At 65.7% G+C, this 23,581-nt stretch carries 18 protein-coding genes and 8 pseudogenes; 10 read left to right on the plus strand and 16 right to left on the minus strand.

Going from position 1 to position 23,581, the window contains the following annotated elements; all coding sequences use genetic code 11:
• Together FQ389_RS11985 and FQ389_RS11990 are read right to left on the minus strand one after the other, a co-directional pair.
• A pseudogene (locus FQ389_RS11985) lies at positions 1 to 517 on the minus strand (DUF6350 family protein); the annotation flags it as partial.
• A gap of 39 nt (positions 518 to 556) precedes the next feature.
• The gene (locus FQ389_RS11990; RefSeq protein ID WP_144207944.1) at positions 557 to 1,408 is read right to left on the minus strand and encodes a DUF5336 domain-containing protein; all 852 of its coding nucleotides are present in this window, start codon (positions 1,406 to 1,408) and stop codon (positions 557 to 559) included.
• Positions 1,409 to 1,798: 390 nt separating this feature from the next.
• Here FQ389_RS11990 and FQ389_RS22485 point away from each other — a divergent pair.
• Positions 1,799 to 1,981, plus strand: a pseudogene (locus tag FQ389_RS22485) (LLM class F420-dependent oxidoreductase); the annotation flags it as partial.
• 109 nt (positions 1,982 to 2,090) lie between these two features.
• Positions 2,091 to 2,318, plus strand: a complete 228-nt coding sequence (locus FQ389_RS22490; protein ID WP_407662865.1) for an LLM class oxidoreductase — start codon at positions 2,091 to 2,093, stop codon at positions 2,316 to 2,318.
• 226 nt (positions 2,319 to 2,544) lie between these two features.
• On the opposite strand, the pseudogene FQ389_RS12000 reads toward FQ389_RS22490, so the two are convergent.
• The 3 genes and pseudogenes from FQ389_RS12000 to sucC form a co-directional block, all read right to left on the minus strand.
• A pseudogene (locus FQ389_RS12000) lies at positions 2,545 to 3,652 on the minus strand (hypothetical protein).
• A 104-nt stretch (positions 3,653 to 3,756) separates the two neighbouring features.
• Positions 3,757 to 4,659 (minus strand): succinate--CoA ligase subunit alpha, encoded by a 903-nt coding sequence (sucD, locus tag FQ389_RS12005; RefSeq protein ID WP_144207948.1) that lies wholly within the window; start codon positions 4,657 to 4,659, stop codon positions 3,757 to 3,759.
• Between the two features lie 12 nt (positions 4,660 to 4,671).
• Complete coding sequence (gene sucC, locus FQ389_RS12010; protein WP_144207951.1) at positions 4,672 to 5,835, minus strand: ADP-forming succinate--CoA ligase subunit beta; 1,164 nt, start codon at positions 5,833 to 5,835, stop codon at positions 4,672 to 4,674.
• Between the two features lie 263 nt (positions 5,836 to 6,098).
• On the opposite strand from sucC, the gene FQ389_RS12015 reads away from it, so the two are divergent.
• Positions 6,099 to 7,181: a M23 family metallopeptidase gene (locus tag FQ389_RS12015; RefSeq protein WP_407662864.1), complete on the plus strand. Its 1,083-nt coding sequence runs from the start codon at positions 6,099 to 6,101 to the stop codon at positions 7,179 to 7,181.
• A 1-nt stretch (position 7,182) separates the two neighbouring features.
• Positions 7,183 to 7,768: pseudogene (locus FQ389_RS21270) on the plus strand (hypothetical protein).
• Here FQ389_RS21270 and pcrA read toward each other — a convergent pair.
• Positions 7,765 to 10,122, minus strand: a complete 2,358-nt coding sequence (gene pcrA / locus FQ389_RS12025) for a DNA helicase PcrA (protein ID WP_144207957.1) — start codon at positions 10,120 to 10,122, stop codon at positions 7,765 to 7,767. The pseudogene FQ389_RS21270 and the gene pcrA overlap by 4 nt on opposite strands.
• A 385-nt stretch (positions 10,123 to 10,507) precedes the next feature.
• Between pcrA and FQ389_RS12030 the strand changes: the two genes are divergently transcribed.
• Both FQ389_RS12030 and pgi read left to right on the plus strand, forming a co-directional pair.
• Positions 10,508 to 10,780: a chorismate mutase gene (locus FQ389_RS12030; protein ID WP_144207960.1), complete on the plus strand. Its 273-nt coding sequence runs from the start codon at positions 10,508 to 10,510 to the stop codon at positions 10,778 to 10,780.
• 111 nt (positions 10,781 to 10,891) lie between these two features.
• Positions 10,892 to 12,556: a glucose-6-phosphate isomerase gene (gene pgi / locus FQ389_RS12035; protein WP_144207963.1), complete on the plus strand. Its 1,665-nt coding sequence runs from the start codon at positions 10,892 to 10,894 to the stop codon at positions 12,554 to 12,556.
• Positions 12,557 to 12,560: 4 nt separating this feature from the next.
• Here pgi and FQ389_RS18040 read toward each other — a convergent pair whose 3' ends face one another.
• From FQ389_RS18040 to FQ389_RS20045, 7 genes and pseudogenes are all read right to left on the minus strand, one after another.
• Positions 12,561 to 12,692 carry a hypothetical protein gene (locus FQ389_RS18040; protein ID WP_260860700.1) on the minus strand — a complete coding sequence of 44 codons (132 nt, stop codon included), beginning with the start codon at positions 12,690 to 12,692 and terminating at the stop codon, positions 12,561 to 12,563.
• A 2-nt stretch (positions 12,693 to 12,694) separates the two neighbouring features.
• On the minus strand, positions 12,695 to 12,997 hold the full coding sequence (locus FQ389_RS12040; RefSeq protein WP_260860701.1) for a hypothetical protein: 303 nt from the start codon (positions 12,995 to 12,997) through the stop codon (positions 12,695 to 12,697).
• A gap of 531 nt (positions 12,998 to 13,528) precedes the next feature.
• The gene (locus tag FQ389_RS12050; protein WP_144207966.1) at positions 13,529 to 14,278 is read right to left on the minus strand and encodes an SDR family oxidoreductase; all 750 of its coding nucleotides are present in this window, start codon (positions 14,276 to 14,278) and stop codon (positions 13,529 to 13,531) included.
• Between the two features lie 43 nt (positions 14,279 to 14,321).
• Positions 14,322 to 14,810 carry an Fpg/Nei family DNA glycosylase gene (locus tag FQ389_RS20030; protein ID WP_407662866.1) on the minus strand — a complete coding sequence of 163 codons (489 nt, stop codon included), beginning with the start codon at positions 14,808 to 14,810 and terminating at the stop codon, positions 14,322 to 14,324.
• Between the two features lie 132 nt (positions 14,811 to 14,942).
• A pseudogene (locus FQ389_RS20035) lies at positions 14,943 to 15,185 on the minus strand (DNA-formamidopyrimidine glycosylase family protein); the annotation flags it as partial.
• Between the two features lie 221 nt (positions 15,186 to 15,406).
• A complete protein-coding gene (locus FQ389_RS20040) occupies positions 15,407 to 15,631 on the minus strand; it encodes an SAM-dependent methyltransferase (protein ID WP_260860702.1) in 225 nt (74 codons plus the stop codon).
• Positions 15,618 to 16,004: an SAM-dependent methyltransferase gene (locus FQ389_RS20045; protein WP_260860703.1), complete on the minus strand. Its 387-nt coding sequence runs from the start codon at positions 16,002 to 16,004 to the stop codon at positions 15,618 to 15,620. The genes FQ389_RS20040 and FQ389_RS20045 overlap by 14 nt, the downstream gene beginning before the upstream one ends.
• A gap of 215 nt (positions 16,005 to 16,219) precedes the next feature.
• Between FQ389_RS20045 and FQ389_RS12065 the strand changes: the two genes are divergently transcribed.
• Both FQ389_RS12065 and FQ389_RS12070 read left to right on the plus strand, forming a co-directional pair.
• Positions 16,220 to 17,125 carry an AurF N-oxygenase family protein gene (locus FQ389_RS12065; RefSeq protein ID WP_144207972.1) on the plus strand — a complete coding sequence of 302 codons (906 nt, stop codon included), beginning with the start codon at positions 16,220 to 16,222 and terminating at the stop codon, positions 17,123 to 17,125.
• Between the two features lie 197 nt (positions 17,126 to 17,322).
• Positions 17,323 to 18,327 (plus strand): DUF4873 domain-containing protein, encoded by a 1,005-nt coding sequence (locus tag FQ389_RS12070; RefSeq protein WP_407662867.1) that lies wholly within the window; start codon positions 17,323 to 17,325, stop codon positions 18,325 to 18,327.
• A 63-nt stretch (positions 18,328 to 18,390) separates the two neighbouring features.
• Here FQ389_RS12070 and FQ389_RS12075 read toward each other — a convergent pair whose 3' ends face one another.
• Positions 18,391 to 19,074, minus strand: a complete 684-nt coding sequence (locus tag FQ389_RS12075) for an enoyl-CoA hydratase/isomerase family protein (RefSeq protein WP_313901976.1) — start codon at positions 19,072 to 19,074, stop codon at positions 18,391 to 18,393.
• Positions 19,075 to 19,258: 184 nt separating this feature from the next.
• Here FQ389_RS12075 and FQ389_RS12080 point away from each other — a divergent pair.
• Positions 19,259 to 20,053 (plus strand): annotated as a pseudogene (locus tag FQ389_RS12080) (SAM-dependent methyltransferase); the annotation flags it as partial.
• Positions 20,054 to 20,056: 3 nt separating this feature from the next.
• Here the strand turns inward: FQ389_RS12080 and FQ389_RS12085 are convergent.
• Together FQ389_RS12085 and FQ389_RS12090 are read right to left on the minus strand one after the other, a co-directional pair.
• Positions 20,057 to 20,909, minus strand: a pseudogene (locus FQ389_RS12085) (fumarylacetoacetate hydrolase family protein); the annotation flags it as partial.
• Positions 20,906 to 23,170 (minus strand): ATP-dependent DNA ligase, encoded by a 2,265-nt coding sequence (locus FQ389_RS12090; protein WP_260860705.1) that lies wholly within the window; start codon positions 23,168 to 23,170, stop codon positions 20,906 to 20,908. The pseudogene FQ389_RS12085 and the gene FQ389_RS12090, both read right to left, overlap by 4 nt.
• Positions 23,171 to 23,297: 127 nt before the next feature.
• Here FQ389_RS12090 and FQ389_RS21275 point away from each other — a divergent pair.
• A pseudogene (locus tag FQ389_RS21275) lies at positions 23,298 to 23,510 on the plus strand (mannitol dehydrogenase family protein); the annotation flags it as partial.
• Between the last annotated feature and the right edge of the window lie 71 nt (positions 23,511 to 23,581).

Genomic DNA, 23,581 nt, shown 5'->3' on the forward strand with positions numbered 1-23,581 from the left:
CCCGCCGGCCGACCCGGGACCCCACCCCGATCGCCGCCCCGGCCGCGTGCACCGCCAGGACCCTGGCGAACGCGCACAGGGCGCCGGGTGTCTGCAGCTCGGTCAATACCGTCGAGGCGTCGTGGATCACCGCCAGGGCAATCGCCGCGATCAACAGCGGCCCGCCCAGCGCGGACGCGACGACCCAACGAATCACCAGCCAGGACGAGCACCGTGTGGTGACCCGCGCGGTGGTGCACGCGGTCGCCCACACCATCAACAGGATTGGGAGCAGCGGCAATACGCCCAGCTCGCGGCCGCCGATCGAGATCGGTACCGCATGCACGCCCAGCCAGATACTGCCGATCGCGCCCAGCGCGCCGGTCATGTCGCTGTTCGCGATCAGCAGCTGCAATAACGTGACCGCGGCGATGATGATCAGTGCCAGGACGGCAGGGCCGAACGCAACCCGAACCAGGTCCCGCGCCTGGCGGGCACCCGCTGCCCGGTTGTCCTCGCTTTCTGACAGCCTGTTCACTTCTGGCGGCCGTGCCCGACGAGGCGCGAGAGCCCTCGGTCAGGCCGAGGCCGGCCCAGAGCCAGACGAAGGCTGGTCACCACCTTGCTCGGACGTTCCGCCGGCCGACGGCGGTGGGCTGAAGCTCGGGAAGCCGGTCGGCGGCGTGGACGAACCCTGTTGGGACGCTGCCGGCTGGGCGGCGGACTGAGCCGACTGGGCACCGAATCCGCCGGTCGTCGGGATCGCGCTCTGCGTCGGAACGCTCGAGGAGTATCCGCTGTATTGCGATCCGTAACCCTGCGGGTTGTGCTGTTGCGGCCCCTGTTGACCGTAGTAACCACCGTGCTGCTGGCCCCCGTACTGCTGGCCGTACTGACCGTATTGGCCGTACTGCGCGTACGGGTCGTACTTGAGCCGCGGCGGCGGCAGCGTGATGACGCCCTCCTCCAACAGAAGCACCACGATGGCGGCGATCGCCTGCAGCACGCTGCAGGCCACCAACGGCCACATGGCCCAGCCGACCGCGAATCCCGCCGGGGTATTGATGACCTCTGAGATCGACAGCAGTGCCCCCAGCACGGCGACGGCCGCGACGACGCCCGAGTAGTCCTTCGCCTTCGGCAGCAGGCTCAGCCCCGCGAGGAGCGCGGCGAGCACAGCCACCAGAACCGCGGTGCCGGCGTCGCCGGCGCGCCCACCGGACGCCGGACCGAGGTCGGCGCTTAGCACGAATGTCGGCCCGAAGTTCAACAGATACTCCGCGAAGCCGAGCACCACCACCGCGATGTTCACGTACTGCGGAAGCTTGCTTTCCCCGTCGTCGGTCTTCGCGAACGACGGTGAGGCGCCTGGGTAGGAGCCGCGTGGCTGCGCTTGCGGATATCCGGGATTCCCGGGCGAGTAGGTCATGACTCCTCCTGTTGCTTCCAGTGCCTTCAAGACCTCGTCGGGCGCCACGTCACTGCTGCAGTGCGACGCTATGCCTGCATGAGTCGCCCCTCGGTAACGACCAAGGCGCGCCGGCGCTTGCGTTACGCGCGACCGATCAATCACGCTAGCGCACGTTCGAGCAGGGCGCGGGAGCGACCGACCCCCGGGCGGGACGACGAGCGACTGCCTTGGGGGCCCGTCTGCGGGTGGGCAACCGGGGGGGTCGCTTGCTCAGCACAGGTAGAACACGTTCTAATTCTGTGTATGGATTACGGCCTTGTGCTTTTCACCAGTGATCGTGGCATCACCCCAGCCGCCGCGGCCAAAGTCACCGACGACCACGGCTTCACGACGTTACTATATGATTACATGCCAGAACACACCCACATCCCGATGAAACGCGAAGCGGCCCATCCCACGACGGACGACGAATCACTGCCCGACGACCGGTACATGCGCACGCTGGACCCGTGGGTCAGCCTGGGCGCGGCGTGCGCGGTCACCTCGCGGGTGCGGCTGTCCACCGCGGTCGCGCTGCCCGTCGAGCACGACCCGATCACGCTGGCGAAAAGCATCGCCACGCTGGATCACCTATCCGGCGGCCGGGTCCAGCCTGGGCGTCGGGTTCGGTTGGAACACCGACGAACTGGCCGACCACAACGTGCCGCCGGCGCACCGCCGCACCATGCTGCGCGAGTACCTGGAAGCGATGCAGGCTGTGGACGCAGGAAGAAGCCGAATACGACGGCGAGTTCGTCAAGTTCCCAGCTGGGCCTGGCCCAAGCCGGTGCAGTCGCATATCCCGGTGCTGGTGGGTGCGGCGGGCACCGAGAAGAAAAGTGGATCGCGCGCAGCGCCGACGGCTGGATCACCACGTCGCGTGACTTGAATATCGACGAACCGGTGAAGTTATTGCAGGACACCTGGGCGGCGGCCGACCACGACAGCGCCCCGCAGATCGTGCGCCGGATTTCAAGCCGGTGCCGGAGAAGTTGGCGCACTGGTCCGAACTCGGGGTGACCGAGGTGCTGTCCGGTCTGCCGGACAAGTCCGAGGACGAGGTCGGCGCCTACGTCGAGCGGCTGGCGGGCAAGCTGGCCGCCAGGGTGTGACGGTCAGGCCAGCGCGGCCCGGTTGTCCTTCTCTGATGGCCGCACCACAATCGGCTCGCCGTCGCTGAGCAACCCGACCAGGTCGAGGTCGTCGGTCAACGCCAGGAAGCGGCTGCTGTCGTCGAGGCGGCCGATGATGAGGCCGGTGCGCACCGGCCAGTCGTAGCGCACGGTGTAGGTCTCGATGGTTGCCCGGCCGTCGGCCTTGACGGTCTACCGGCATCTTCGGGCGGGAGGCGACCTCGGCGCGCAGTGCGGCGCTGTTGTCGGGCTTCCAGTTCACCGGCGTGGTCGAGTACACCCCGACAGAGTACTTGCTCATGATCCCGCTGTTGGCCGCGACGAGGCCGAATTGCCCTGGCAGGTCCCCACATTTCGCTGACTGTCTCGGCGATGGCGTGCAGTGAGTAGGTATTGCAGCGGCCGCACCCTGGTTGACCTGGTCGCGGGCCACCAGCAGCCGCGTGTGGATCGCAGATCATCCGGTTGGATAGCGGTCACGGTGATGAGTTCGTCGACGGTGCGCTCCACTGGGGCGGACGCGAACGGGTTCTTCGCCGCCACCTTGGTGAACGGGGCAAACAGCTCGCCCATCCGGCGACGCTCAGGCCGAGCCGGGCGCGGCGTGCGTTCTCCAGCAGGCCGTACTGGACCGGGGCCCCGATCAGGCCGTGCGCGACGGTGTAGTCGTCGAACAGGCCCTCGTAGCCGAACTCGCGGTCCTCCAACAGCCCTTCGACCGTGTCGGAGTGGTCCGGCTTCTTCCGGTCGGCGGAATACCGGATGCTGGAAGTGTTTTCGGAGCCGAAGGTCATCACGACCCCGGCCGCACCCGCGGTCATAACGCCGGCGAACTCGGTGACCAGATGCTGCGGGCCCTGACCGCCGATGGGTTCGAGAACCGCGCGCGGAGACGCGGCGCCGATGCGGTTGGCCACCGAGCGCGGATAGTTCGTGGACTTCCCCATCGGCGCCGGGGTGCGCGCCCGGAGAGTTCGAACTGACGGATCGCGGCGACGGTATCGATGGCCGCGGCCACGGCGGTGGCGTCGGCCCCGCAGTCATGCAGAGCGGCCCGCGCCGCTTGGGTCGCCAGCTCCACCGACGACATCCCGAGATAGAACGATGCCGGGGATGTTCAGGTCAAGATTCATAGAACCACTATGCTACCGCAGAGTCGGGGACCCGGACAAATCCGGGCCCCGCGCGGCGGTCCTACAGGTTCTGCAGAACCTCCCGGGCCAGCTCCGCGGTCTCCGACGGCGTCTTGCCGACCTTGACGCCCGCGGCCTCCAGGGCCTCCTTCTTGGCAGCCGCGGTGCCCGACGAGCCGGACACGATGGCACCCGCGTGGCCCATCGTCTTGCCTTCCGGGGCAGCGAATCCCGCAACGTAGCCGACGACCGGCTTGGACACGTTGGCCTTGATGTACTCGGCAGCCCGCTCCTCGGCGTCACCGCCGATCTCACCGATAATCACGATGATCTTGGTGTCGGGGTCCTTCTCGAACGCCTCGATGGCGTCGATGTGGGTGGTCCCGATCACCGGGTCGCCACCGATACCGATGAGGGTGGAGAAGCCGAAATCGCGCAGCTCGTACATCATCTGGTAGGTCAGGGTGCCCGACTTGGACACCAGCCCAACGGGGCCGGAGCCGCTGATGTTGGCCGGGGTGATGCCGGCCAGCGCCTCACCCGGGGTGATGATGCCCGGGCAGTTCGGCCCGATGATCCGCGTTTTCTGACCCTTCTCGACGTTATAAGCCCACGTATAGGCGCTGTCCTGCACCGGAATTCCTTCAGTGATGACCACCAGCAGCGGAATCTCGGCATCGATGGCCTCGATGATCGCGTCCTTGGCGAACTTCGGCGGCACGAAGACGACCGACACGTCGGCGCCGGTCTCCTTCATCGCTTCGGTGACGGAGCCGAACACCGGCAGCTCGACGTTCTTGCCGGCAGGGTCCACGTGCGACACGGTGGTGCCGGCCTTGCAAGCGTTGACGCCGCCGACCACCTGGGTGCCGGCCTTGAGCATCAGCGCGGTGTGCTTGGTCCCCTCGCCGCCGGTGATGCCCTGGACGATGACCTTCGAGTCTTTGTTCAAAAAGATCGACATGGCTTGGCTTCCTTACTTGTTCGCCAGCTCGGCGGCTTTGTCGGCGCCGGCGTCCATGGTCTCGGCCTGGATCACCAGCGGGTGGTTGGCTTGGGCGAGGATTTGACGGCCCTCATCGACGTTGTTGCCGTGGAGACGCACCACGAGCGGCTTGTTGGCCTCGTCGCCGAGCATCTTCAGTGCGGTCACGATGCCGTTGGCGACGGCGTCGCAGGAGGTGATGCCGCCGAACACATTGACGAACACGCTCTTGACCTGCTTCTCATTCAGAATCATGTCCAGCCCGGCAGCCATCACCTCGGCCGACGCGCCGCCGCCGATGTCCAGGAAGTTGGCCGGCTTGACCCCGCCGTGCTTCTCACCGGCGTAGGCCACCACGTCGAGCGTCGACATCACCAGGCCCGCGCCGTTGCCGATGATGCCGACCTGGCCGTCCAGCTTGACGTAGTTGAGCTCGTGCTCCTTGGCCTTGAGTTCCAGCGGGTCGGTGGAGTCGCGGTCCTTGAACTCGGCGTGACCAGGCTGACGGAAGTCGGCGTTGGCGTCCAGGGTGACCTTGCCGTCCAGCGCCAGGATCTGGTCGTCCGGCGTACGCACCAGCGGGTTGACCTCGACCAGGGTGGCGTCCTCGGCGACGAAGAGCTCCCACAGTTTCTGAATGGTCACCGCGGCGACGTCGAGCACCTCGGCCGGCAGGTGGCCCTGCTCAGCGATGGAGCGGGCGAATGCGAGGTCGACACCCTTGACCGCGTTCACCGGGACCTTGGCCAGCCGGTCGGGCTTGGTGGCGGCCACCTCTTCGATCTCCATGCCGCCCTCGACCGAGCACATCGCCAGGTAGGTGCGGTTGGCGCGATCGAGCAGAAAGGAGACGTAGTGCTCCTCGGCGATCTCACTGGCCTCGGCCACCAAGAGCTTCTTGACGATGTGGCCCTTGATGTCCAGACCGAGGATGTTCTTGGCGTGTTCGTAGGCGTCGTCAGGCGTCGCGGCGTACTTGACGCCACCGGCCTTGCCGCGACCGCCGACCTTGACCTGCGCCTTGACCATCACGGGGGCGCCGACTTCGGTCGCGATCTCCTTGGCGCCCTCAGCGGTGTCGGTCACCCGGCCGGGCGAGGTCGGTACGTTGTGCTTAACGAACAGTTCTTTCGTTTGATACTCGAAAAGGTCCATGAACTCACTGTCTTCGCTCAAGTTGCTTGCAAGGCCTACAGCTGGGCGACGCCGGATTCGGCTACTCGCACGGTGGAACTTTATCCACCCCGTAAACGGGCCCTACCGCCGCATCCACCGATGTGGTGCAGGTCACGACACACCGGTCAGGTGTTAAGTGTGATACAGCTCACAATCCGGCCGAGGTTGCCAGCCGGATCGCTCAACGGATACCGTCTCAGTGTCCAGATAACGTTATGGTCACGATACGAGGACATTCCAGGTTGTCCCAGCGCAGTCTTGTTCGTTCTCCTGCGTCGTCGGAAGCTGGTCGACACCACCGCGACTGCTGGACTCAACCTCACCGCAACGAAGTCACCGAAATTTTGCCGCTAGACGGCTTTGACTTCGACGATCTCGAATTCGTGGACTCCGTCGAGCTCGCCGAGCTGGACCTCAGTAATAACCCCCCCTTCGATTACGAGGCCCGGGTGCTGTTGGCGCCCGAGCTCGACGACCTGGACGACATCGACGATCTGACCCCACTGCGGCTAGCCGCCCCCGCCGACGGGGTGGTGCTGCGGTTCGCGAACACGGTCGACGTCGCCGCGCCACCCACCGACGCGGAGACAACGGAAGTGTTCGGCACGCTGCGGCGGGGTGGGCAGCACCGCAAGCAGCCGACCAGTGCGGCCCGCGGCCGCCTGCTGATCTCGGCGATGGCCGCCGGCGCGGCGGCCGCTGCCGCGCACACCGCGACCAGCCACTCCGACACCACCAATGCCGAAACGGTGTTGACCGCCAACGCCTCAGCGCTGACCGGCGGGTCCAGCGGCAACCCCAGCCGCGGCGCCCAGGTGATCGCCGTGCAGCCGGCGGGCAGCGCGGCGCTGCACAATCAGGAGCTCGCCAAGGGCGTGGCCTTCGCCAACGACCGCGCGCAGCGCGAGGCACGGCTGCAACAGCCGCTGTATGTCATGCCTACCCACGGGATCTTCACGTCGAACTTCGGCTATCGCTGGGGCGTCCTGCACGCCGGGATCGACCTCGCCAACTCGATCGGAACGCCGATCCTCGCCGTCTCCGACGGTGTGGTGATCGACGCTGGCCCGACCGCCGGCTACGGCATGTGGGTCAAGCTGCGCCATGCCGACGGCACGGTCACCCTGTACGGCCACATCAATACCGCACTGGTCAGCGTGGGCCAGCGGGTGATGGCCGGCGATCAGATCGCCACGATGGGCAACCGGGGCAACTCAACCGGTCCGCACCTGCACTTCGAGGTGCTGCGGGGCGGCACCGAACGGATCGACCCGGTGCCGTGGCTGGCCAAGCGGGGACTTTTCGTCGGCAATTACGCTGGATGAGGTGACCGCGCCGAACCACCCACCAGCCGCTGAGCCGCCGTCGGATTCACGAACACGGATCATCCGGCGTGCCCCGACCGGGCCACTGCCCACCATCCCCGAATCGCCGACCACCCACATCCCGCGGGTCACGCCGATTCTTGGCGACACCCGCGCGGCCGTGCGCGGCGGCCTGGCTGACCGCCCCGTTGGCGACCCGGTGGCGCGGACGAAGATCGCCGCGTGTGCGGTTCAGCATCGTCAGCGGCTGGGCTACGTCGGTGGTGGTCACCGATTTGATCGCCGGCTGGTGGCAGACCGATCGGCTGTTTTGCATCGCGATCGCGTTCCTGGCCCTGGTGTTCGCGTCGACCACGATCTCCGGGGTGATCATGCTGCTGCGGGATCGTCTGGTGGGACGCCACCTCATCGCGGCGGGCGCGGTGGTCGCGATCCTGACCTACGGCGGCGTGTTCATCGCGGGCGCCTACGTCGCGTGGATCGTGTACACGCTGTGGGTCTTGCCGATCGCCAGCGTGGTGCTCGCGTTTGCACCGGAAATCAAGGGGCGAGCGGAGAATGTGATCGGACGAGTCCGGCGCCGCTAGAGCTTGCTCAGCGGCACGTGGTTGTGCATCAGCTTGACCCGGCCGGAACTGCCGAAGTCGATCAGCGACATTGCCGATTCGCCGACGCCGGAAACCTCTTCGACCCGGCCCAGCCCGTATTTGTCGTGGGTCACCCGGTCGCCGGGTGCCAACACCAGCAGGGGGCGCTTGCCCGCCCCGGAGCGGGTGGGCAAGACGCGGAGCGTTCCGAACCGCCCCGCCCCGCTCACCGGTGCGCTATAGGACGGTGTCGGTGCGGTGCGCCGCCATTCGATCAGTTCCTGCGGAATCTCTTGCAGAAAACGCGATTCCGGGTTGAGCATGGGTTGCCCCCAGGAAGACCGCACAATTGCCCGGCTCACATACAGCCGCTGCCGGGCGCGGGTGATCCCCACGTAGGCCAGCCGCCGTTCCTCCGAAAGTTCGGTGGGATCGTCGAGGGCCCGCATGTGCGGGAACATGCCGTCCTCCCAGCCGGTGACGAACACCACCGGGAACTCCAGCCCCTTCGCGGTGTGCAACGTCATCAGGATCACCACGCCGGCGCCGTGCTCGGGGATTTCGTCGGTGTCGGCGACCAGCGATACCCGCTCCAAGAATGCTGCCAGCACCCCGGTTTCGGGTACGTCCTCGTCCTTGGGGTACTCCCCGGACTCGTCGAGCGCGACGCTGTTCGCCCGGTCGATACTGAATTCGTGTGCGACGCTGACGAGTTCGTTCAGGTTGTCCAGCCGGGCCAGCTCCTGCGGATCGGTTGAGGACTCCAGCTCCCGGCGGTACCCGGTGCGTTCCAGCACCGATTCGACGAGATCGCCGAGGTCATCACTGAGGCAGCCGCGCAACTCGTCGAGCAACTCGACAAAGCCCGAAATTGCTTTCTTCGCACGGGAATTGAGCATCGGAACTTTACCTTCGGCGGCGGCCACTAGCGCGTCGACGAAGCTGGCGCCGGTGTTCTCGGCGTACACCGCCACGCACGCTTCGGCGCGATCCCCGATCCCGCGCCGGGGGGTGTTCAGGATGCGCCGCATGCTGACCGCGTCGCCGGGGTTGTCCAGCACCCGCAAGTAGGCCACGATGTCACGGATCTCCTTGCGCTCGTAAAAGCGCACTCCGCCGACGACCTTGTAGGGAATTCCGGCGCGGATGAACACTTCTTCCAGCGACCGCGACGAATTGTTGGTGCGATAGAAGACGGCTACATCGTTATAGGTGATTTCGCCGCGATCTGCGAGGGCGTCAATTTCCTCGGCGACGAACCGCGCTTCATCGTGTTCATTGTCGGCGACATAACCAACAATCAACTCGCCTTCGCCTGCATCGGTCCACAGCCGCTTCTCGCGGCGTCCCGAATTACGCGCGATCACCGAATTGGCCGCCGACAGAATGTTCTGCGTAGAACGGTAGTTCTGCTCGAGCAGAATAGTGGTCGCGTCCGGGTAGTCGCGTTCGAATTCCTCGATATTGCGAATGGTGGCGCCGCGGAAGGCGTAGATCGATTGGTCAGCATCGCCGACCACGCACAACTCCGCCGGCGGCACATCCTGGCCCGGCGCGTCGGCACCCTCGCCAAGGCCCCCACCGGCGGTGCGCCCGACCAGTTCCCGCACCAGCACGTATTGAGCGTGGTTGGTGTCCTGGTACTCGTCAACCAGGACGTGGCGGAAGCGGCGCCGGTAGTACTGGGCGGTCTGCGGGAACGTCTGCAGTACCGCAACAGTCTCCCCGATCAGGTCGTCGAAATCCAACGCGTTGGCCGCCCGCAGCCGCCGCTGATACTCGGCGTAGACGGAGGCGACGGTGCGGGCGAAGTCGTCGGAATCGTCTGTGAGATTGGACACGGCCTGGTCCGGATCGATCAACTCATTCTTGAGGTTGGAGATCGCGACGGACAGCAGTCGCGGTGAGTAGCGCTTGATGTCCAGACCCATGTCGCGCCCGATCATCTGCAGCAACCGCCGAGAGTCGTCGGCGTCGTAGATGGAGAAGTTGGAATTGAGGCCCTGGATCAGCGACGCCTGGTTGCGCAGAATCCGCACACACGTCGAGTGAAACGTCGACACCCACATCGCGCGAGCGCGGTTGCCGACCAGCCTGACCACGCGGTCCCGCATTTCGTTGGCGGCCTTGTTGGTGAAGGTGATGGCCAGGATCTGGCCGACCCCGACACCGCGCGCGGCAATCAGGTGGGCGACGCGGCGCGTCAACACCGCGGTCTTGCCGGAGCCCGCACCCGCCACGATCAGCAACGGCGAACCTTCGTGAACCACGGCCTGGCGCTGTTGGGGATTCAAGCCGTCGAGCAGCTGCTCTACCTCGGCGCTGGCAGTGGCGGCGGTTGCGTGCACAGTCATGTCTATCTAAATTTACCGCTAACGTCCGACGACAAGGCGCAGGCCGGGGCCTCCCAAAACCTCCGACAGCCGCCCAGCAAGGTGATGCCGCCGAACTCGTCGTTTTGCTCCCGCGTGTCCGCGGCTGTGGCACACTAACTTGGCATGGACAAATGCACAGTCCATCGCCGTCTCTCGATCCTCGAGTGGCGCCGCCAATTTTTCCGTGGGTACCGTCCTACGGTGCCCACGGTCTAGCTGTCGTTGTTAGGGCCCTGTGCCTCCGGATGCAGGGCTTGAACCTCCGGATGCAGGGCTTGAACTTTTTACACGCCTGATAACGTTTTCAAGCCAAAAACGAACAAGAGCTACAGAAGAACCGCAAAATAACACGGGGGTGTAGGGATTGAGCGTCGAGGTGATCGACATTGAACAGTTGGCGAACATTGAAGAGTTGCGCCTCGAGATTGACCGGCTGGACGCCGAGATTCTTGCCGCTGTCCGCAAGCGAGCTGAAGTTTCTCGGGAGATCGGCCGCGCCCGGATGGCTTCGGGGGGTACCCGTCTGGTGCACAGCCGGGAGATGAAGGTCATTCAGCGCTACAGCGAGCTGGGCCCGGAGGGCAAGGACTTGGCGATGCTGTTGCTGCGTCTGGGCCGCGGCCGCCTCGGCCACTAAACGGTCCTCGTAATCAAGGATTGCGCGGCCGCAAATTCTTTAATTTGCGCGGTAAATCGGACTGTCCGCTAGCGTTGGCTCGGTGGCGTGAGTCAGCACTAGGGTCGGTTCATGACCTCCGTACTCAACATCCCTGACATCACCGCCACACCGGCGTGGGACGCCTTACGTGGACATCACGAACAGATCGGCAAGACCCACCTCCGCCAGTTCTTCGACGACGACCCGGATCGCGGCCGCGAGCTGACCATCACGGTCGGCGACCTGTACATCGACTACAGCAAGCACCGGGTCACCCGGGAGACGCTGCGGCTGCTACTGGACCTGGCCCGCGCGGCCAATCTCGAAGAGCGTCGGGATCAGATGTTCGCCGGCGTGCACATCAACACCTCGGAGGATCGCGCGGTGCTGCACACCGCGCTGCGGCTGCCTCGGGACGCCGAGCTGATCGTCGACGGCCAAAACGTCGTCGCCGATGTGCACCAGGTGCTGGACGCGATGGGCGACTTCACCGACCGGTTGCGCAGCGGCGAATGGACAGGCGCCACCGGCGAGCGCATCCGTACCGTCGTCAACATCGGCATCGGCGGGTCCGACCTGGGTCCGGTGATGGTGCACCAGGCATTGCGCCATTACGTGGACGCGGGAATTTCGGCCCGATTCGTATCCAACGTCGACCCCGCCGACCTGATCGCCAAGCTCGCCGATTTAGACCCCGCCACAACGCTTTTCATCGTGTCCTCCAAGACCTTCTCCACGCTGGAGACGCTGACCAACGCGACGGCCGCGCGCCGCTGGGTGACCGACGCGCTGAGCGATGCCGCGGTGTCGAAGCACTTCGTGGCCGTGTCGACGAACAAACGCCTGGTCTACGACTTCGGCATCAACACCGACAACATGTTCGGTTTCTGGGATTGGGTCGGGGGGCGCTACTCTGTCGATTCGGCGATCGGGCTGTCGCTGATGGCCACGATCGGACGGCAGGGCTTCGCGGATTTCCTGTCCGGATTCCACATTGTCGACGAGCACTTCAAAACCGCCCCGCTGGAATCCAACGCGCCTGTCCTGCTTGGCCTTATCGGCCTCTGGTATTCCAATTTCATGGGCGCGCAATCACGCGCCGTGCTGCCGTATTCCAACGACCTGGCCCGATTTGTCGCCTATTTGCAGCAGCTGACCATGGAGTCCAACGGCAAATCGACGCACGCCGACGGCAAGCCGGTCACCACCGATACCGGTGAAATCTATTGGGGCGAGCCAGGAACCAACGGACAGCATGCTTTTTACCAGTTATTGCATCAGGGAACCCGGTTGATACCGGCCGATTTCATCGGATTCAGCCAACCCACCGACGACCTGCCCACCGCCGAAGGCAATGGCAGCATGCACGACCTGTTGATGAGCAATTTCTTCGCACAGACCCAGGTGCTGGCGTTCGGCAAGACCGCCGCGGAAATCGCCGCCGAGGGCACCCCCGCTGCGGTGGTGCCGCACAAGGTGATGCCCGGCAATCGGCCGTCGACTTCGATTCTGGCCGAACGGCTTACGCCATCGGTGCTGGGCCAGCTGACCGCACTTTACGAGCACCAGGTTTTCACCGAGGGCGTGATCTGGGGAATCGATTCCTTCGACCAGTGGGGAGTGGAGCTGGGCAAGACGCAGGCCAAGGCGCTGCTGCCGGTGCTGACCAGCGACGGCTCCCCCGCACCCCAGTCCGACAGCTCCACCGATGCCCTGGTCCGTCGCTACCGGACCGAACGGGGGCGGGTGAGCTAGCCGCTCACCCCGAGTGGCTGATCACCTCGGAGCCCAGTCGCCGCACAAAGGTGCGCAGGTGTTTCACCGTCGCGGTCTGCGGATCGGACAGGTGCAGCCGCGGTCGCCGGGTGGGCGTCGACCGCGGCCAGCACACCGTCACCGTCGAATGCGAGCACGAACGCCCGCTCGTCGGCGGCCGGAGTCCAATCCGGCGATCGCCTCGGCGAACTGGGCCCTGGCCCGCGCCGCTTCGCGGTCGATCAGCGCGACGAACAGCCCCGCCGGGTCGCCGAGCAGCTGATAGAGCAGCGACCGGTTGATGCCTGCCGCCGCGGCGATGCGGTTAGGCGTGGCGGCGGCGTGAAACCCTCCGGCGTCCACGATCGCGTGCGTGACATCGAGGTTCTGCTTGCGGTGTTCTTCGGCCGACATCCGGCGCTTCGAGATGCCCGCAGCCATGCTTAACAGCATAACTAACAACTTGTGAGTATTACTCACACACAGTGTTAGTTAGCCGGAGGTCGCTGCCATGTCCAGGTATCGCTGCTTTCTGCTCGGCCTGCCGGAGGAACTGCCGCCCCTCGGAGCCGGCCGACATCATCCACGTCCTGCACGCGCGCTCGACCCTGCTGCGCGACGGGTTCCACGCTGTTCGACCGGTGCGCCGAAGCAGTCGAAAAGAGTTTCAGCAAGCTCACTTTCGTCCGTACCTTCTGCAATGGCGATCGCGAGATCGCCGAGGCGATGGGCGCTCGATGGGCCCGACCGATCTGCTGCGCGTGGCCCTCACCGCGCCGTTCATCATCGGACGGTCCAACGCCGTGAGCCAGGTCAGATGGATCCCCGTGTTGCGCGACACCTCACCGACGCATACGTCATCGGCTTGCTCAAATTACGCCTGGCGACCTACGGGAAGCCCGAATTCAACTACTTGAAGCAGCACATTACACGCCGGTAGCGCACTGACCTGTGTCGCGCACCCGGCGCGGATCAGGCGAACGGCTTGGTCAGCTGCGGCGGCAGCACCCGCATCAGCTGAACCAGCGGCGCCCACGGCCACCGCGGCACCACGGCCCGACCGGGCTCGCGTTCGATGGCGGCAACCATGGCCTTGACGCCGGTTTCGTTGTCCACCATCAGCATTGTGCTCGTCGACTTGGCGGTCATCTCCGACTCGATGTAGCCCGGCTCGATCACCGTGACCTTGATCGGCCCCTTGGCGTATTCCGCGCGCAGCGACTCACCCAGCGACCGCAGGCCCGCCTTGCTCGCACAGTAGGCGGCCTTGACGCCCGGGACACCGGTATTGCCGAGCACCGACGAGATGAGCACCAGGTGCCCCGCGCCAGCCTTGGTGAAGATCTCCAGCGCCGACTCGATCTGCACCAGCGCGGCCACCAGGTTGGTCTCGATGGTCGCCTTGTTGGCCGACAACTTACCGGAGCCCAACACCGCACCCTTGCCGATGCCGGCGTTTACGATGATCCGATCGACGCCGCCGAGCTCGCCGCGGAGGTCGGCGAAGACCTTCGGCACCTGCTCGTGGTCGTTGACGTCCAACGCGGCGACCGCGATCTTGATGTTCGGATACCGTTGCCACAGCTCTGCTTTCAGCTCGTCGAGCCGGTCGGTCCGACGGGCACACAGCGCCAGGTCGCGCCCCTTGGCCGCAAAGGACCGCGCCATCCCGGCGCCCAACCCGGCACTGGCACCCGTGATTAGAATCTTGCGGCAAGTCATCCGGGCAGCATATCGACAGATGTCACGTCCGGGCGACAATCGGCTACTTGAGCAGCCGGGACATCCGACGATCGGTCAGGATCTTGCCGCCGGTCTGACACGTCGGGCAGTACTGAAATGACTGGTCCGCGAACGACACTTCCCGCACGGTGTCCCCGCGGACCGGGCACGGCAGCCCAGTGCGCGCGTACACCCGCAGCCCGGAGCGCTTTTCGCCTTTGAGCATCGCGGCGCCCTGGCCGACGGACCGGTTCACCGCATCGGTCAGCACCGAGATCATCGCGTCGTGCAGGGTGACGGTCTGTCCGCCAGTGAGTTTTCCCGCGGTGGCGAACGGCGAGATCTTGGCCACGTGCAGGATTTCGTCGCTGTACGCATTGCCGATGCCGGCGATCACCTTCTGGTCGGTGATGACGGTCTTGATCCGCCCGCTGTTGCCGGACAGCAGCCCGCCCAGATCGTCGGCGCTCAGGTCCAGGGCGTCGGGCCCCAGGGCGGCGATGCCGGGGACATGCTCCGGGTCGTGGACCAGCCAGACCGCCAGCCGCTTCTGGGTGCCGGCCTCGGTGAGGTCGAAGCCGGGTGCCTCGCCGGGCGGGCCCAGGTGGACGCGCAGTGCGATGGGTCCCTTACCTGGTCGCAGCGGCGCCGCGGCCAACTTGTCCGACCAGCGCACCCAGCCCGCCCGTGACAGGTGCGCGATCAACAGCAGGTTTCCGGCTTGCAGACCCAGGTATTTGCCCCACCGGCTGGCCGCGGTCACCGTCAGCCCGTGCAGGTCGCTGATCGGTGGATCGAAGGTTTTCAGCACCGACAGCGCAGCGACGTCGACGCGGCCGATGGTCGAACCGACGGCATGGCGCCGCAGGTGGTCCATCAGCGCTTCGATTTCGGGCAGTTCGGGCACACACCCAGTTTGCCGATCCCAACCGCGCAGTGTCCATCGGCGCTCAATCGGTACGCCCTTAGCGAGCCTGCAGTAAACCTGCAGTAAATAGGTCCATGATCCAGCCTTGCCGGGCGCGGGCGTCGGCGCACAATGCCTGGATGCGCGACCCTGCCTCGCTGACGGTGCCGGCCGCCAGCAATTCGTCGTGGTACCGAGGTAGGCGCCCCCTGATAAGGGTCTCAGGCGGGCAGCTCGCAAACGAGCAGTCCCCGTCGAGCATCACCACCGCCGCACCCGCCAGTCCGTGGGCGCGCAATTGACGGCCGGTAGTGATTCAGAACGGGTTCGCCGACCTCGTTGAGCGGGATGCGGTGGCGCGCCGTCAGCGCCTGGACGGCGGTGATCCCCGGGATGACATCGAAGGTGAACTCGACCTCGGCCGCAGCCGCGTCAAGGATCCGCATCGTGCTGTCGTAGAGTGACGAATCGCCCCAGGCCAGAAAGGCGCCCACGCCGTCGGGCCAGCTCGGTGGCGATGGCCGTGGCCCTAAGGCGGGTCCGCGCCGCGTGCCAGTCCGAGACCGCGTCGCGGTAATCGGCCCCTGCCGGTCGCCGGGATTCGCGCGCTTCGGGTCGGGTAGCTGCACGAAGCGATAGCCGGGCTCGCGGATGAACCGGGCGCAAGATCTGCCGTCGCAGCCCGACCAGATCGCTTTTGACCTCGCCCTTGTCCATCGCGAAAAACACCTGGGTGTCGTTGAGCGCCTCGATCGCCTGGACGGTCACATACTCGGGGTCCCCGGCGCCGATGCCGATCACGTGAATATGCCTACCCACGGCCGCCTCCTATGCTTGTTGCCCGCCACACTGCCTAATCCGAGCCGAATCGCAACCTCGAACACCTGGCCGGGACCAAAAGTACCCAGTACCATGGGTACCGTTTGGACTCACTTCGATGAGGATGGAGCGGCGCCCATGACATGCGCAGCGACGATGCAGAGCGCAAGCGATGAGGTGGGGGCACCTCCCGCTTGCGGGGGGGAGCGGCGCCGATGACCACCGCGGTGAGACCGAGTGGACCGAGCCGTGAAGAGTTCTCGGAGCGGCTGCTCAAGGGCTCGGTGAAGAAGTCCTACGAACCGGCCGTCGACATCGACTGGGACGCCCCGCTGGATCCTGACAAGTTCTATCTCCCGCCCCGGCTGGTCTCGCTCTACAACACCCCGATGTGGGACGAGATGACCCGGGAACAACAGATCGAGCTGTCGCGTCAGGAACTGGTCAACACGCTCTCGGCCGGAATCTGGTTCGAGAACATGCTCAATCAATCGTTGTTGCGCACCATCCTGTACGAGGACCCGACCAGCCGGTCCACGCACTACAAGCTCACCGAATTGGGCGATGAAACCCGGCACATGGTGATGTTCGGCAAGGCAATCGAGCGCATCGGCGCCAAACCTGTACGCCCGCGGCTGTTGCACCGGTGGATCATCAACAGCCTGCCGCTGGCTTTTCAGCACGGTTCGATGTTGTGGATCGCCGCCCTGATCGGTGAAGAAATCTTCGATTCGCTGCAGCGCCAGATGATGGATGACCCGGAACTACAGCCAATTATCCAGCGCCTCATGCGGATTCACGTCACCGAGGAGGCCCGCCACATTCAGTTCGCGCGCGACGGCGCCCGCAAGCGAGTCCAGACGATGCCGCGATTCAATAAGTGGTTCATGGCCAACATCAACGGCCTCGGCGGGTACTTTTTCCGTTTCCTGTTCAGCAATCCGATTCCCTACGCTCGGACCGGACTCGACCCGCACCGAGCAAAGGCGCTGGCGCGCAGCAGCCCGCACCGCCATGAGATGCAACGCGCCGGGTTCGCCCCACTCGCAGCCTTTTTGACCGAGATCGGATTGCTGGGCCCGATCGCCCGTCGCAGCTGGAAGCGCACCAGGTTTCTGTGAGCCCGGCGCAGGTCATCGTCCTCGGCGCCGGGGCACCACGCATCGCACATAAGCTGACCTCGGCCGGCATCGCCGACGTCGCGGTTCTGGACACGACGCCCGCGACCTACCGGTACGACGAAGCGACCGACACCTGGACGTTACGCATCGCATCCGGAAATGTTCGGGCCCGCGTCCTCGTCAGCACCGCGCCGCCGTTGGCGCCGTGGACGCCAGATATAGCCGGGCTCAACGACTTTCACGGCACGTCGTTTCATGCAGCGCAATGGCACACCAATTTCGACCCGGCCGGCAAGCACGTCGCGGTCATCGGCGCCGATTCGGTTGCCGCCGCTCACCTCGATCGGCTCACCGCCGTGGCGTCGTCGGTCACCGTGTTCGCCCACGCGCCGCGGCGGATCGTCGCCGAGCTGCCGCTGCCAGCCACCCGGGTCAAACGCTGGCTGCTCCGTCATACCCGGGCCGCCCTGGGCAGCACGCCGTTACGTCCCGCGTTGGTGACGGCACCGATCAGCGCGATCACCCCGTCCGGTATCCGCACGCCCGACGGCGAGCACCGCCTCGACGCGGTCATCTTCGGCACCGGGTTCACCGTCGCCGACGGGGCCGCCGAACTTGTCGGCGCCGGCGGGGTGCACCTCGCGCAGAGCTGGCGGGACGGCATCGAGCCCTTCCTCGGTGTCGCGATCCACGGGTTTCCCAACTATTTCTGTCTGGCGGGGCCCGACATCGATACGCAGACCCGCCACGTCATCGGCTGCCTGGCGCTGCTGAACCGCAGCGGGAGCACCCGCATCGAAGTACTGGGCAGCAGCATGCAGGTGTTCAACGAGCGTGCCCACCTGGGGCCGGCGTTGCCGGCGGCTCGCCTGGCCAACGCGTTCGACCTGTCGTCGGCCGCCCCCGCCGACGATGATATCTACGACGGAGCGGCCGCGCTGACGGTCGAGGGCGTGGAGGTGCCGGTGCGCGCACGGCTCACCGGCCGGCTGGACCCGATCGACGGTCGGTACCACTGGCAGGGCACACTGTTCGGCTCCCCCACCCAGCCCTTGCCCGAGGAACTGCTCAAGCAGAATCGCGCCGCGAGGCTGACCGTGGACGATCACAGCGCGGCCGCGCGGATCGTCGAACAGACACCGTGGGGGACTCACACGGTTGCCGGCGTCGGCGCTCCCCCGTACGCCATGGCGAAAGCCTGACCACTCGCCGAATTGTGATCTGGTGACATCCGGCCTACGGAACTAACGTGAGATCGCGAAACTCTAACCGTCCCAGGGCCTTACAGCGGATCCCAGCTGGACGGCCGTTTCTCCCAGTGCGCTCGCGCCGCCTCCGCCGGGTTGTTGGTGAAGCCGCTGAGAATCTGAATGCGGTTTTCGATCCTCGATGGCATGCCGCAGGCTGGGCGCGTCCGGCGCCGCTTTGAGACCGATCTTGGTCTGCCACACTCCGTAGGCGTTGTTTGCGGCGATCTCGCGCGCTTTGCGCAGCGCCGCCGCCATCAGCTCGTCCGGCGCGACCACCTGGTGCACCAGCTTGATGCGGTACGCTTCGTCCGCGTCGATGATGCGGCCGGTCAACATCAGCTCACGCGCCACCCCGGCGTCGACAATCTTCGGCAGCAGATAACTGATGCCCATGTACATCGACGAGAAGCCGGGGCCTGGTCGGAGAGGCCACCCGGATGTCGCTGACGAACGTGAACGCCAAATCCGCCCCCCGACGGCGACGCCGTTGACCGCCGCGATCACCGGAAGGTCCAGTTCGTAGATCCGGGTGTACAGGCCGGCCAGCCGGACCTGCGCGTCGTAGTTGACCTTGAAGGGCGGGGTCGCCGGGCTGGCCGGCCGGGTCCAGGCCTGGCCGGTGCCGCTCAGGTCGGCGCCCGCGCAGAATCCGCGGCCCGCGCCGGTGATGATCGTGACGCGATGCTGACCGCCGCGCAGCGGGTCGAGCCGCCTCCTCGACGCCGTCGATCGCGTTCAGGCGCTCGAGGCGGTTCAGGGTGATGCAGGCGATGTTGTCTTCGACGGTTTCCAATGTCACTGCGTGCATATCGAAACCGTATGCGACGTCGCTGTTTACCGGTGGAACATAGGGTGTTTTCGACCCGAGGACGAAGGAGAAACGATGCCACGAACCGAACGCGACACGTGGGACGCCGCCACCAGCGTCGGAGCCACCGCCACCATGGTCGCCGCCGCGCGGGCGGCTGCCACCAGGCGCCCGCAGCCGGTCATCGACGACCCGTTCGCCGAACCCCTGGTGCGCGCAGTCGGAATCGACGCGTTCACCCGGTTGGCGGCGGGAGAACTCGACCTCGACGAGGACGAGGAGTTGGGCTTCCCCCGGATGACCGGCACGTTCGCCGTCCGCGCCCGGTTCTTCGATGACTACTTCGCCCAGGTCACCGCGGCGGGGCTGCGGCAGATCGTGATCGTCGCGGCCGGGTTGGACAGCCGCGCCTACCGGCTGTCCTGGTCTGCCGGGACGACCGTCTACGAGATCGACCAGCCCGAGGTGATCGAGTTCAAGACCGCGACGCTGTCCGACATCGGTGCGATTCCAGCCCCGAGCACCGTACGGTGGGCATCGACCTTCGCGACGATTGGCCCACGGCGCTGCGGGCCTCCGGCTTCGACGCCGCCCAGCCCACCGCCTGGCTCGCCGAGGGCGTACTCATCGGCTTCCTGCCCCCGCAGGCCGAGGTCCGGTTGCTGAACGACATCGTTGCGCTGAGCGCCCCCAGCAGCCGGCTGGCCGCCGACTATGGATCGGTCACCGATGCATCGAACGACGCGCAGGAGCAGGCCCGGAAGATGTCCGAGGGCTGGCGCCGACACGGATTAGACCTCGACATCGCCGAGCTGACCTACCCCGGCGAAACACACCGACGTCGCGGCGCACCTGGGTGACTGGGGGTGGGACGACGACGTCGCCGTCGCCCAGCCCACCCGGGAACGCATCCGGGTCGCTGAGGCTGAGGTGCTCGACGAGCGTGCAGGTGGGCACGGTGCCGGAGCCGATGACGTCTCCGGGCTGCAGCGGCACTCCGCGCGAGACGTAGGAGATGACTTCGGCGAAGCTCCAATCCATTTGCCCGGTCGAACCGGATCCGATCACCTTGTCGTTGACCATCACAGTGACCTGCAGATCCAGCTTGCCGTCACGACGATACGGTTCGAGCTCGTCGGGCGTCACCAGGTAGGGCCCCAGCGTGACGCCGCTGTCCTTGCCCTTGCCCTGCCCGATCGCCAGTTGGCCTTCCATCTGCTGCAGGTCGTGGGCCGACCAGTCGTTGAAGATGTAGCCGATGATCGCCTCATCGGCCTGCGCGACGGTCAGGTCTTGGCCGCGGGTACCAATGATCGCGGCGATCTCCAACTCGAAGTCCTGCCACGCGCTTCCCGGTGCCGCCCGAACATCGTCGTAAGGACCGAAAACTGTTGCCGTACAAGCAAAGTAGAACGAGGTGATGGGGTACCAGGTGTCGCTGAGCACCCGGGTGCCGCCCATGGTGGCCTGACAGTTGCGCATGTGGTCCAGGAAGCACAGCGAATCTCGGATGGACGGCGGCCGCGGTATCGGGGCCAGCAGGGTGACCTCACGCACCGGCATGGGACCGGTTTGCAGGGCCTGCTCGCCGGCCTCGCGCAACCCGTCGGCGCCCCGGGCCACCAGATCGAGCAGCGTAACCCCCGCCGGCGCCGAAGTGGATCGCGTCGCCGGCCAGCACGCCGGTCCGCTCGCCGTCAGGCCCCCGGAATGTCACCCATTTCATTCGCGCACCACCTCGCTCGGCTTCTTGTCGGGTCGCAGTCCACGCCAACTCGGTTGGCGCAGGCGGTTATCGGGGGTCCATTCGCTGTACCGGACCTCACCGACCAGAACCGGTTCGACAAAGGTCACGCCCTTGGCGTCCCGTGTCGGCAGTCGCGCGTCGAACGGGGAGTCGTCGGTATGTAGCGGCGCCAGCGCCTTCTTGAGGTTGGCCAGATCGCGTTCGGTGAAGCCGGTGCCCACGCGCCCGACGAAGCGCAGCCCACCCTCGCTCGGTATGCCCACCATCAGTGATCCGATGCCGCCGCTGCGCCCGCCTTCGCCGGCTTTCCAGCCGCCGATGACGACTTCCTGTGTGTTCCAGTTCTTTTCTTTAAACCAGAACGCCGAGCGCTGGCCGGGCTGGTAGGTGGAGTCGCGCTTTTTGGCGACCACCCCCTCCCAGCCGTGCGCCAGGGAGTATTCGAGTGCGTCGGCGCCGTCCCACGGCAGCAGCTCGGGGACGATGAGAGTGCCTGCGCTGGAAAGTGTTTCCAGCAGCTTTCGGCGATCGGAGTATTTCGTCCGCAGCAGCGAGCGGCCGTCGAGGTAAAGCAGGTCGAACGCCCAGAATTCGACCTGGCTGCCGCGGCCGCGGTTCTGCATCGCATGAAAACTGGGCACGCCGGAGTTATCCAGCACCACGGCCTCGCCGTCGAGCACCACGTGATGGTCGGCCAAAGCGTCTGCCAGGGACTGTAATTGCGGGTATTCGCCGGTGACGTCGCGACCGCTTCGGGACCGCACCCGCAGGGCGCCGTGATCCGCCTCGACCAGCAGCCGGTAGCCGTCCCATTTCCCTTCGAACACCCACTGTGTCGCCTTCAGGGACGTCACCGAACCGTGTGTCGCGAACATCGGTGCAATCTCATCGAACTCGAAGACATGCTGGTCTTTCATCCGGTGCGCCAGCCACTGATCACCGTTGGTCCGGATCAGCGCATAGCGCCCCGAGATCCGGTTGCCGTGCAGGTTCACGATGATCTCGTCCTCGCGGAACTTCTCGGCATCGTAAGTGCCGGCGTCCCAGATGACGACCTTGCCCGCGCCGTATTCGCCTTTGGGGATGGTGCCCTCGAAGGAGCCGTATTCGAGCGGATGGTCTTCGGTGTGGACGGCGAGGTGGTTCACCGACGTCGTCTCGGGCAGGTTTTTCGGCACCGCCCACGACACCAGTACCCCGTCGCGTTCCAGCCGGAAATCGTAATGCAGCCGGCGGGCATGGTGTTCATGGATGACAAACTTATTACCTCGTCCAGCAGTAGGTTTGACTTGGGGAACAGGCTCAGGTGTCTTCGACGGGTCGCGCATGCTGCGGTACCTGGTGAGCCTGCCCGCGACCGGCGCTCCGATTTCTGAGGCGTCCAGCGCCGCGATGAGATCGCCGTCGCGGGCGACCCGGTCGAGCATCTCGTCGTAACGCAGCTGGCGCAGCTGCGGGTCTTCGAGTTCGTCCCAGGTGCGCGGCGCGGCCACCGTCGGATGTTCGCGGCCACGCAACGAGTACGGCGCGATCGTAGTTTTCGACGCGTTGTTCTGGCTCCAGTCCACAAACACCTTGCCGGCGCGCAGACGCTTGGTCATCGTCGAGGTCACCAGCTTGGGCATCGTCTTTTCCAGCTGCTGCGCAATGCGTTTCGCCAATACGCTGGCACCAGTGCTGCTCACCGGATCGTCCAGGGGGGTGTAGAGATGCAGTCCTTTGCTGCCGCTGGTCAACGGGAGAGTGGTCAATCCGATATCGATGATCAACTCCCGCACGGCGTGGGCGACCTCGCAGAGTTGCGTCATCGTCACTCCCTCACCGGGGTCGAGGTCGAACACCAATCGTGTTGCCGGACCGGGCTTGAGCTCCTGGGCCCTACTTCGGGTCCGCTGCGCGACGAACCGCCACTGTGGCACGTGCACTTCCAGGGCCGCCTGTTGCGCGATCCAGGCCAGCCCGTCGACGCTGTCGATGATCGGATACGTCGTGGTGCCGGACCGGTGCGTCACGCTGGCACGCGCCAGCCAGTCCGGCGCCGACGACGCCAGTTGCTTCTCAAAAAAGGAATCCTGGTCGACGCCGTTGGGCCAACGCTTGCGGGTCGCCGGTCGGCCAGCGATGTGCGGGATCATCACTTCGGCGATGCGCGTGTAGTAGTCGAAGACGTCCCGCTTGGTGGTTCCGGTCGCCGGATACAGCACCTTGTCGGCGTTGGTGAGCTTCACCCGCGCTGCCATAGTGTCAAACCTACGCGTTTCAGCAGTGTTACGGTGTTGACCTCGATGTACGCCGCTAAACGTACCTCCGTGTGACGTCAACCACGACGCGTTTAGTTCACACCCCGCCCGCGGGCACAGGAAGGCAATGTTTGATGTCATTCCCTCCCCTTGGCGTCCAAAAACCGGCGTCCCATTGAGCGACGCGACCCTGCAACTGCATGCGCAACGCGTTGACGTGCCCACCTACGACAGGTCGGCCCTGCAGCGGGGGGTGATGCACATCGGCGCCGGCAACTTCCACAGGGCACATCAGGCCGTGTACTTCGACGACCTTGCCCGTTCAGGAATGTCGGATCGCTTGCCGCCGTGAAGAATTGATCGCGGCGGGTGTGGTGGCAATCATCGATTCGTGGCGTGCCCTGGCCGACG

Source organism: Mycobacterium tilburgii (genome assembly GCF_902168065.1).
In the GTDB taxonomy this organism is placed as follows: domain Bacteria; phylum Actinomycetota; class Actinomycetes; order Mycobacteriales; family Mycobacteriaceae; genus Mycobacterium; species Mycobacterium tilburgii.

Coding starts and splice junctions, on each gene's coding strand:
- FQ389_RS11990 (WP_144207944.1), bottom strand. CDS start 1,408: ATGACCTACTCGCCCGGGAATCCCGGATATCCGCAAGCGCAGCCACGC.
- sucD (WP_144207948.1), bottom strand. CDS start 4,659: ATGTCGATCTTTTTGAACAAAGACTCGAAGGTCATCGTCCAGGGCATC.
- sucC (WP_144207951.1), bottom strand. CDS start 5,835: ATGGACCTTTTCGAGTATCAAACGAAAGAACTGTTCGTTAAGCACAAC.
- pcrA (WP_144207957.1), bottom strand. CDS start 10,122: ATGACTGTGCACGCAACCGCCGCCACTGCCAGCGCCGAGGTAGAGCAG.
- pgi (WP_144207963.1), top strand. CDS start 10,892: ATGACCTCCGTACTCAACATCCCTGACATCACCGCCACACCGGCGTGG.
- FQ389_RS12040 (WP_260860701.1), bottom strand. CDS start 12,997: ATGGCTGCGGGCATCTCGAAGCGCCGGATGTCGGCCGAAGAACACCGC.
- FQ389_RS12050 (WP_144207966.1), bottom strand. CDS start 14,278: ATGACTTGCCGCAAGATTCTAATCACGGGTGCCAGTGCCGGGTTGGGC.
- FQ389_RS20040 (WP_260860702.1), bottom strand. CDS start 15,631: ATGCGGATCCTTGACGCGGCTGCGGCCGAGGTCGAGTTCACCTTCGAT.
- FQ389_RS12065 (WP_144207972.1), top strand. CDS start 16,220: ATGACCACCGCGGTGAGACCGAGTGGACCGAGCCGTGAAGAGTTCTCG.
- FQ389_RS12090 (WP_260860705.1), bottom strand. CDS start 23,170: ATGGCAGCGCGGGTGAAGCTCACCAACGCCGACAAGGTGCTGTATCCG.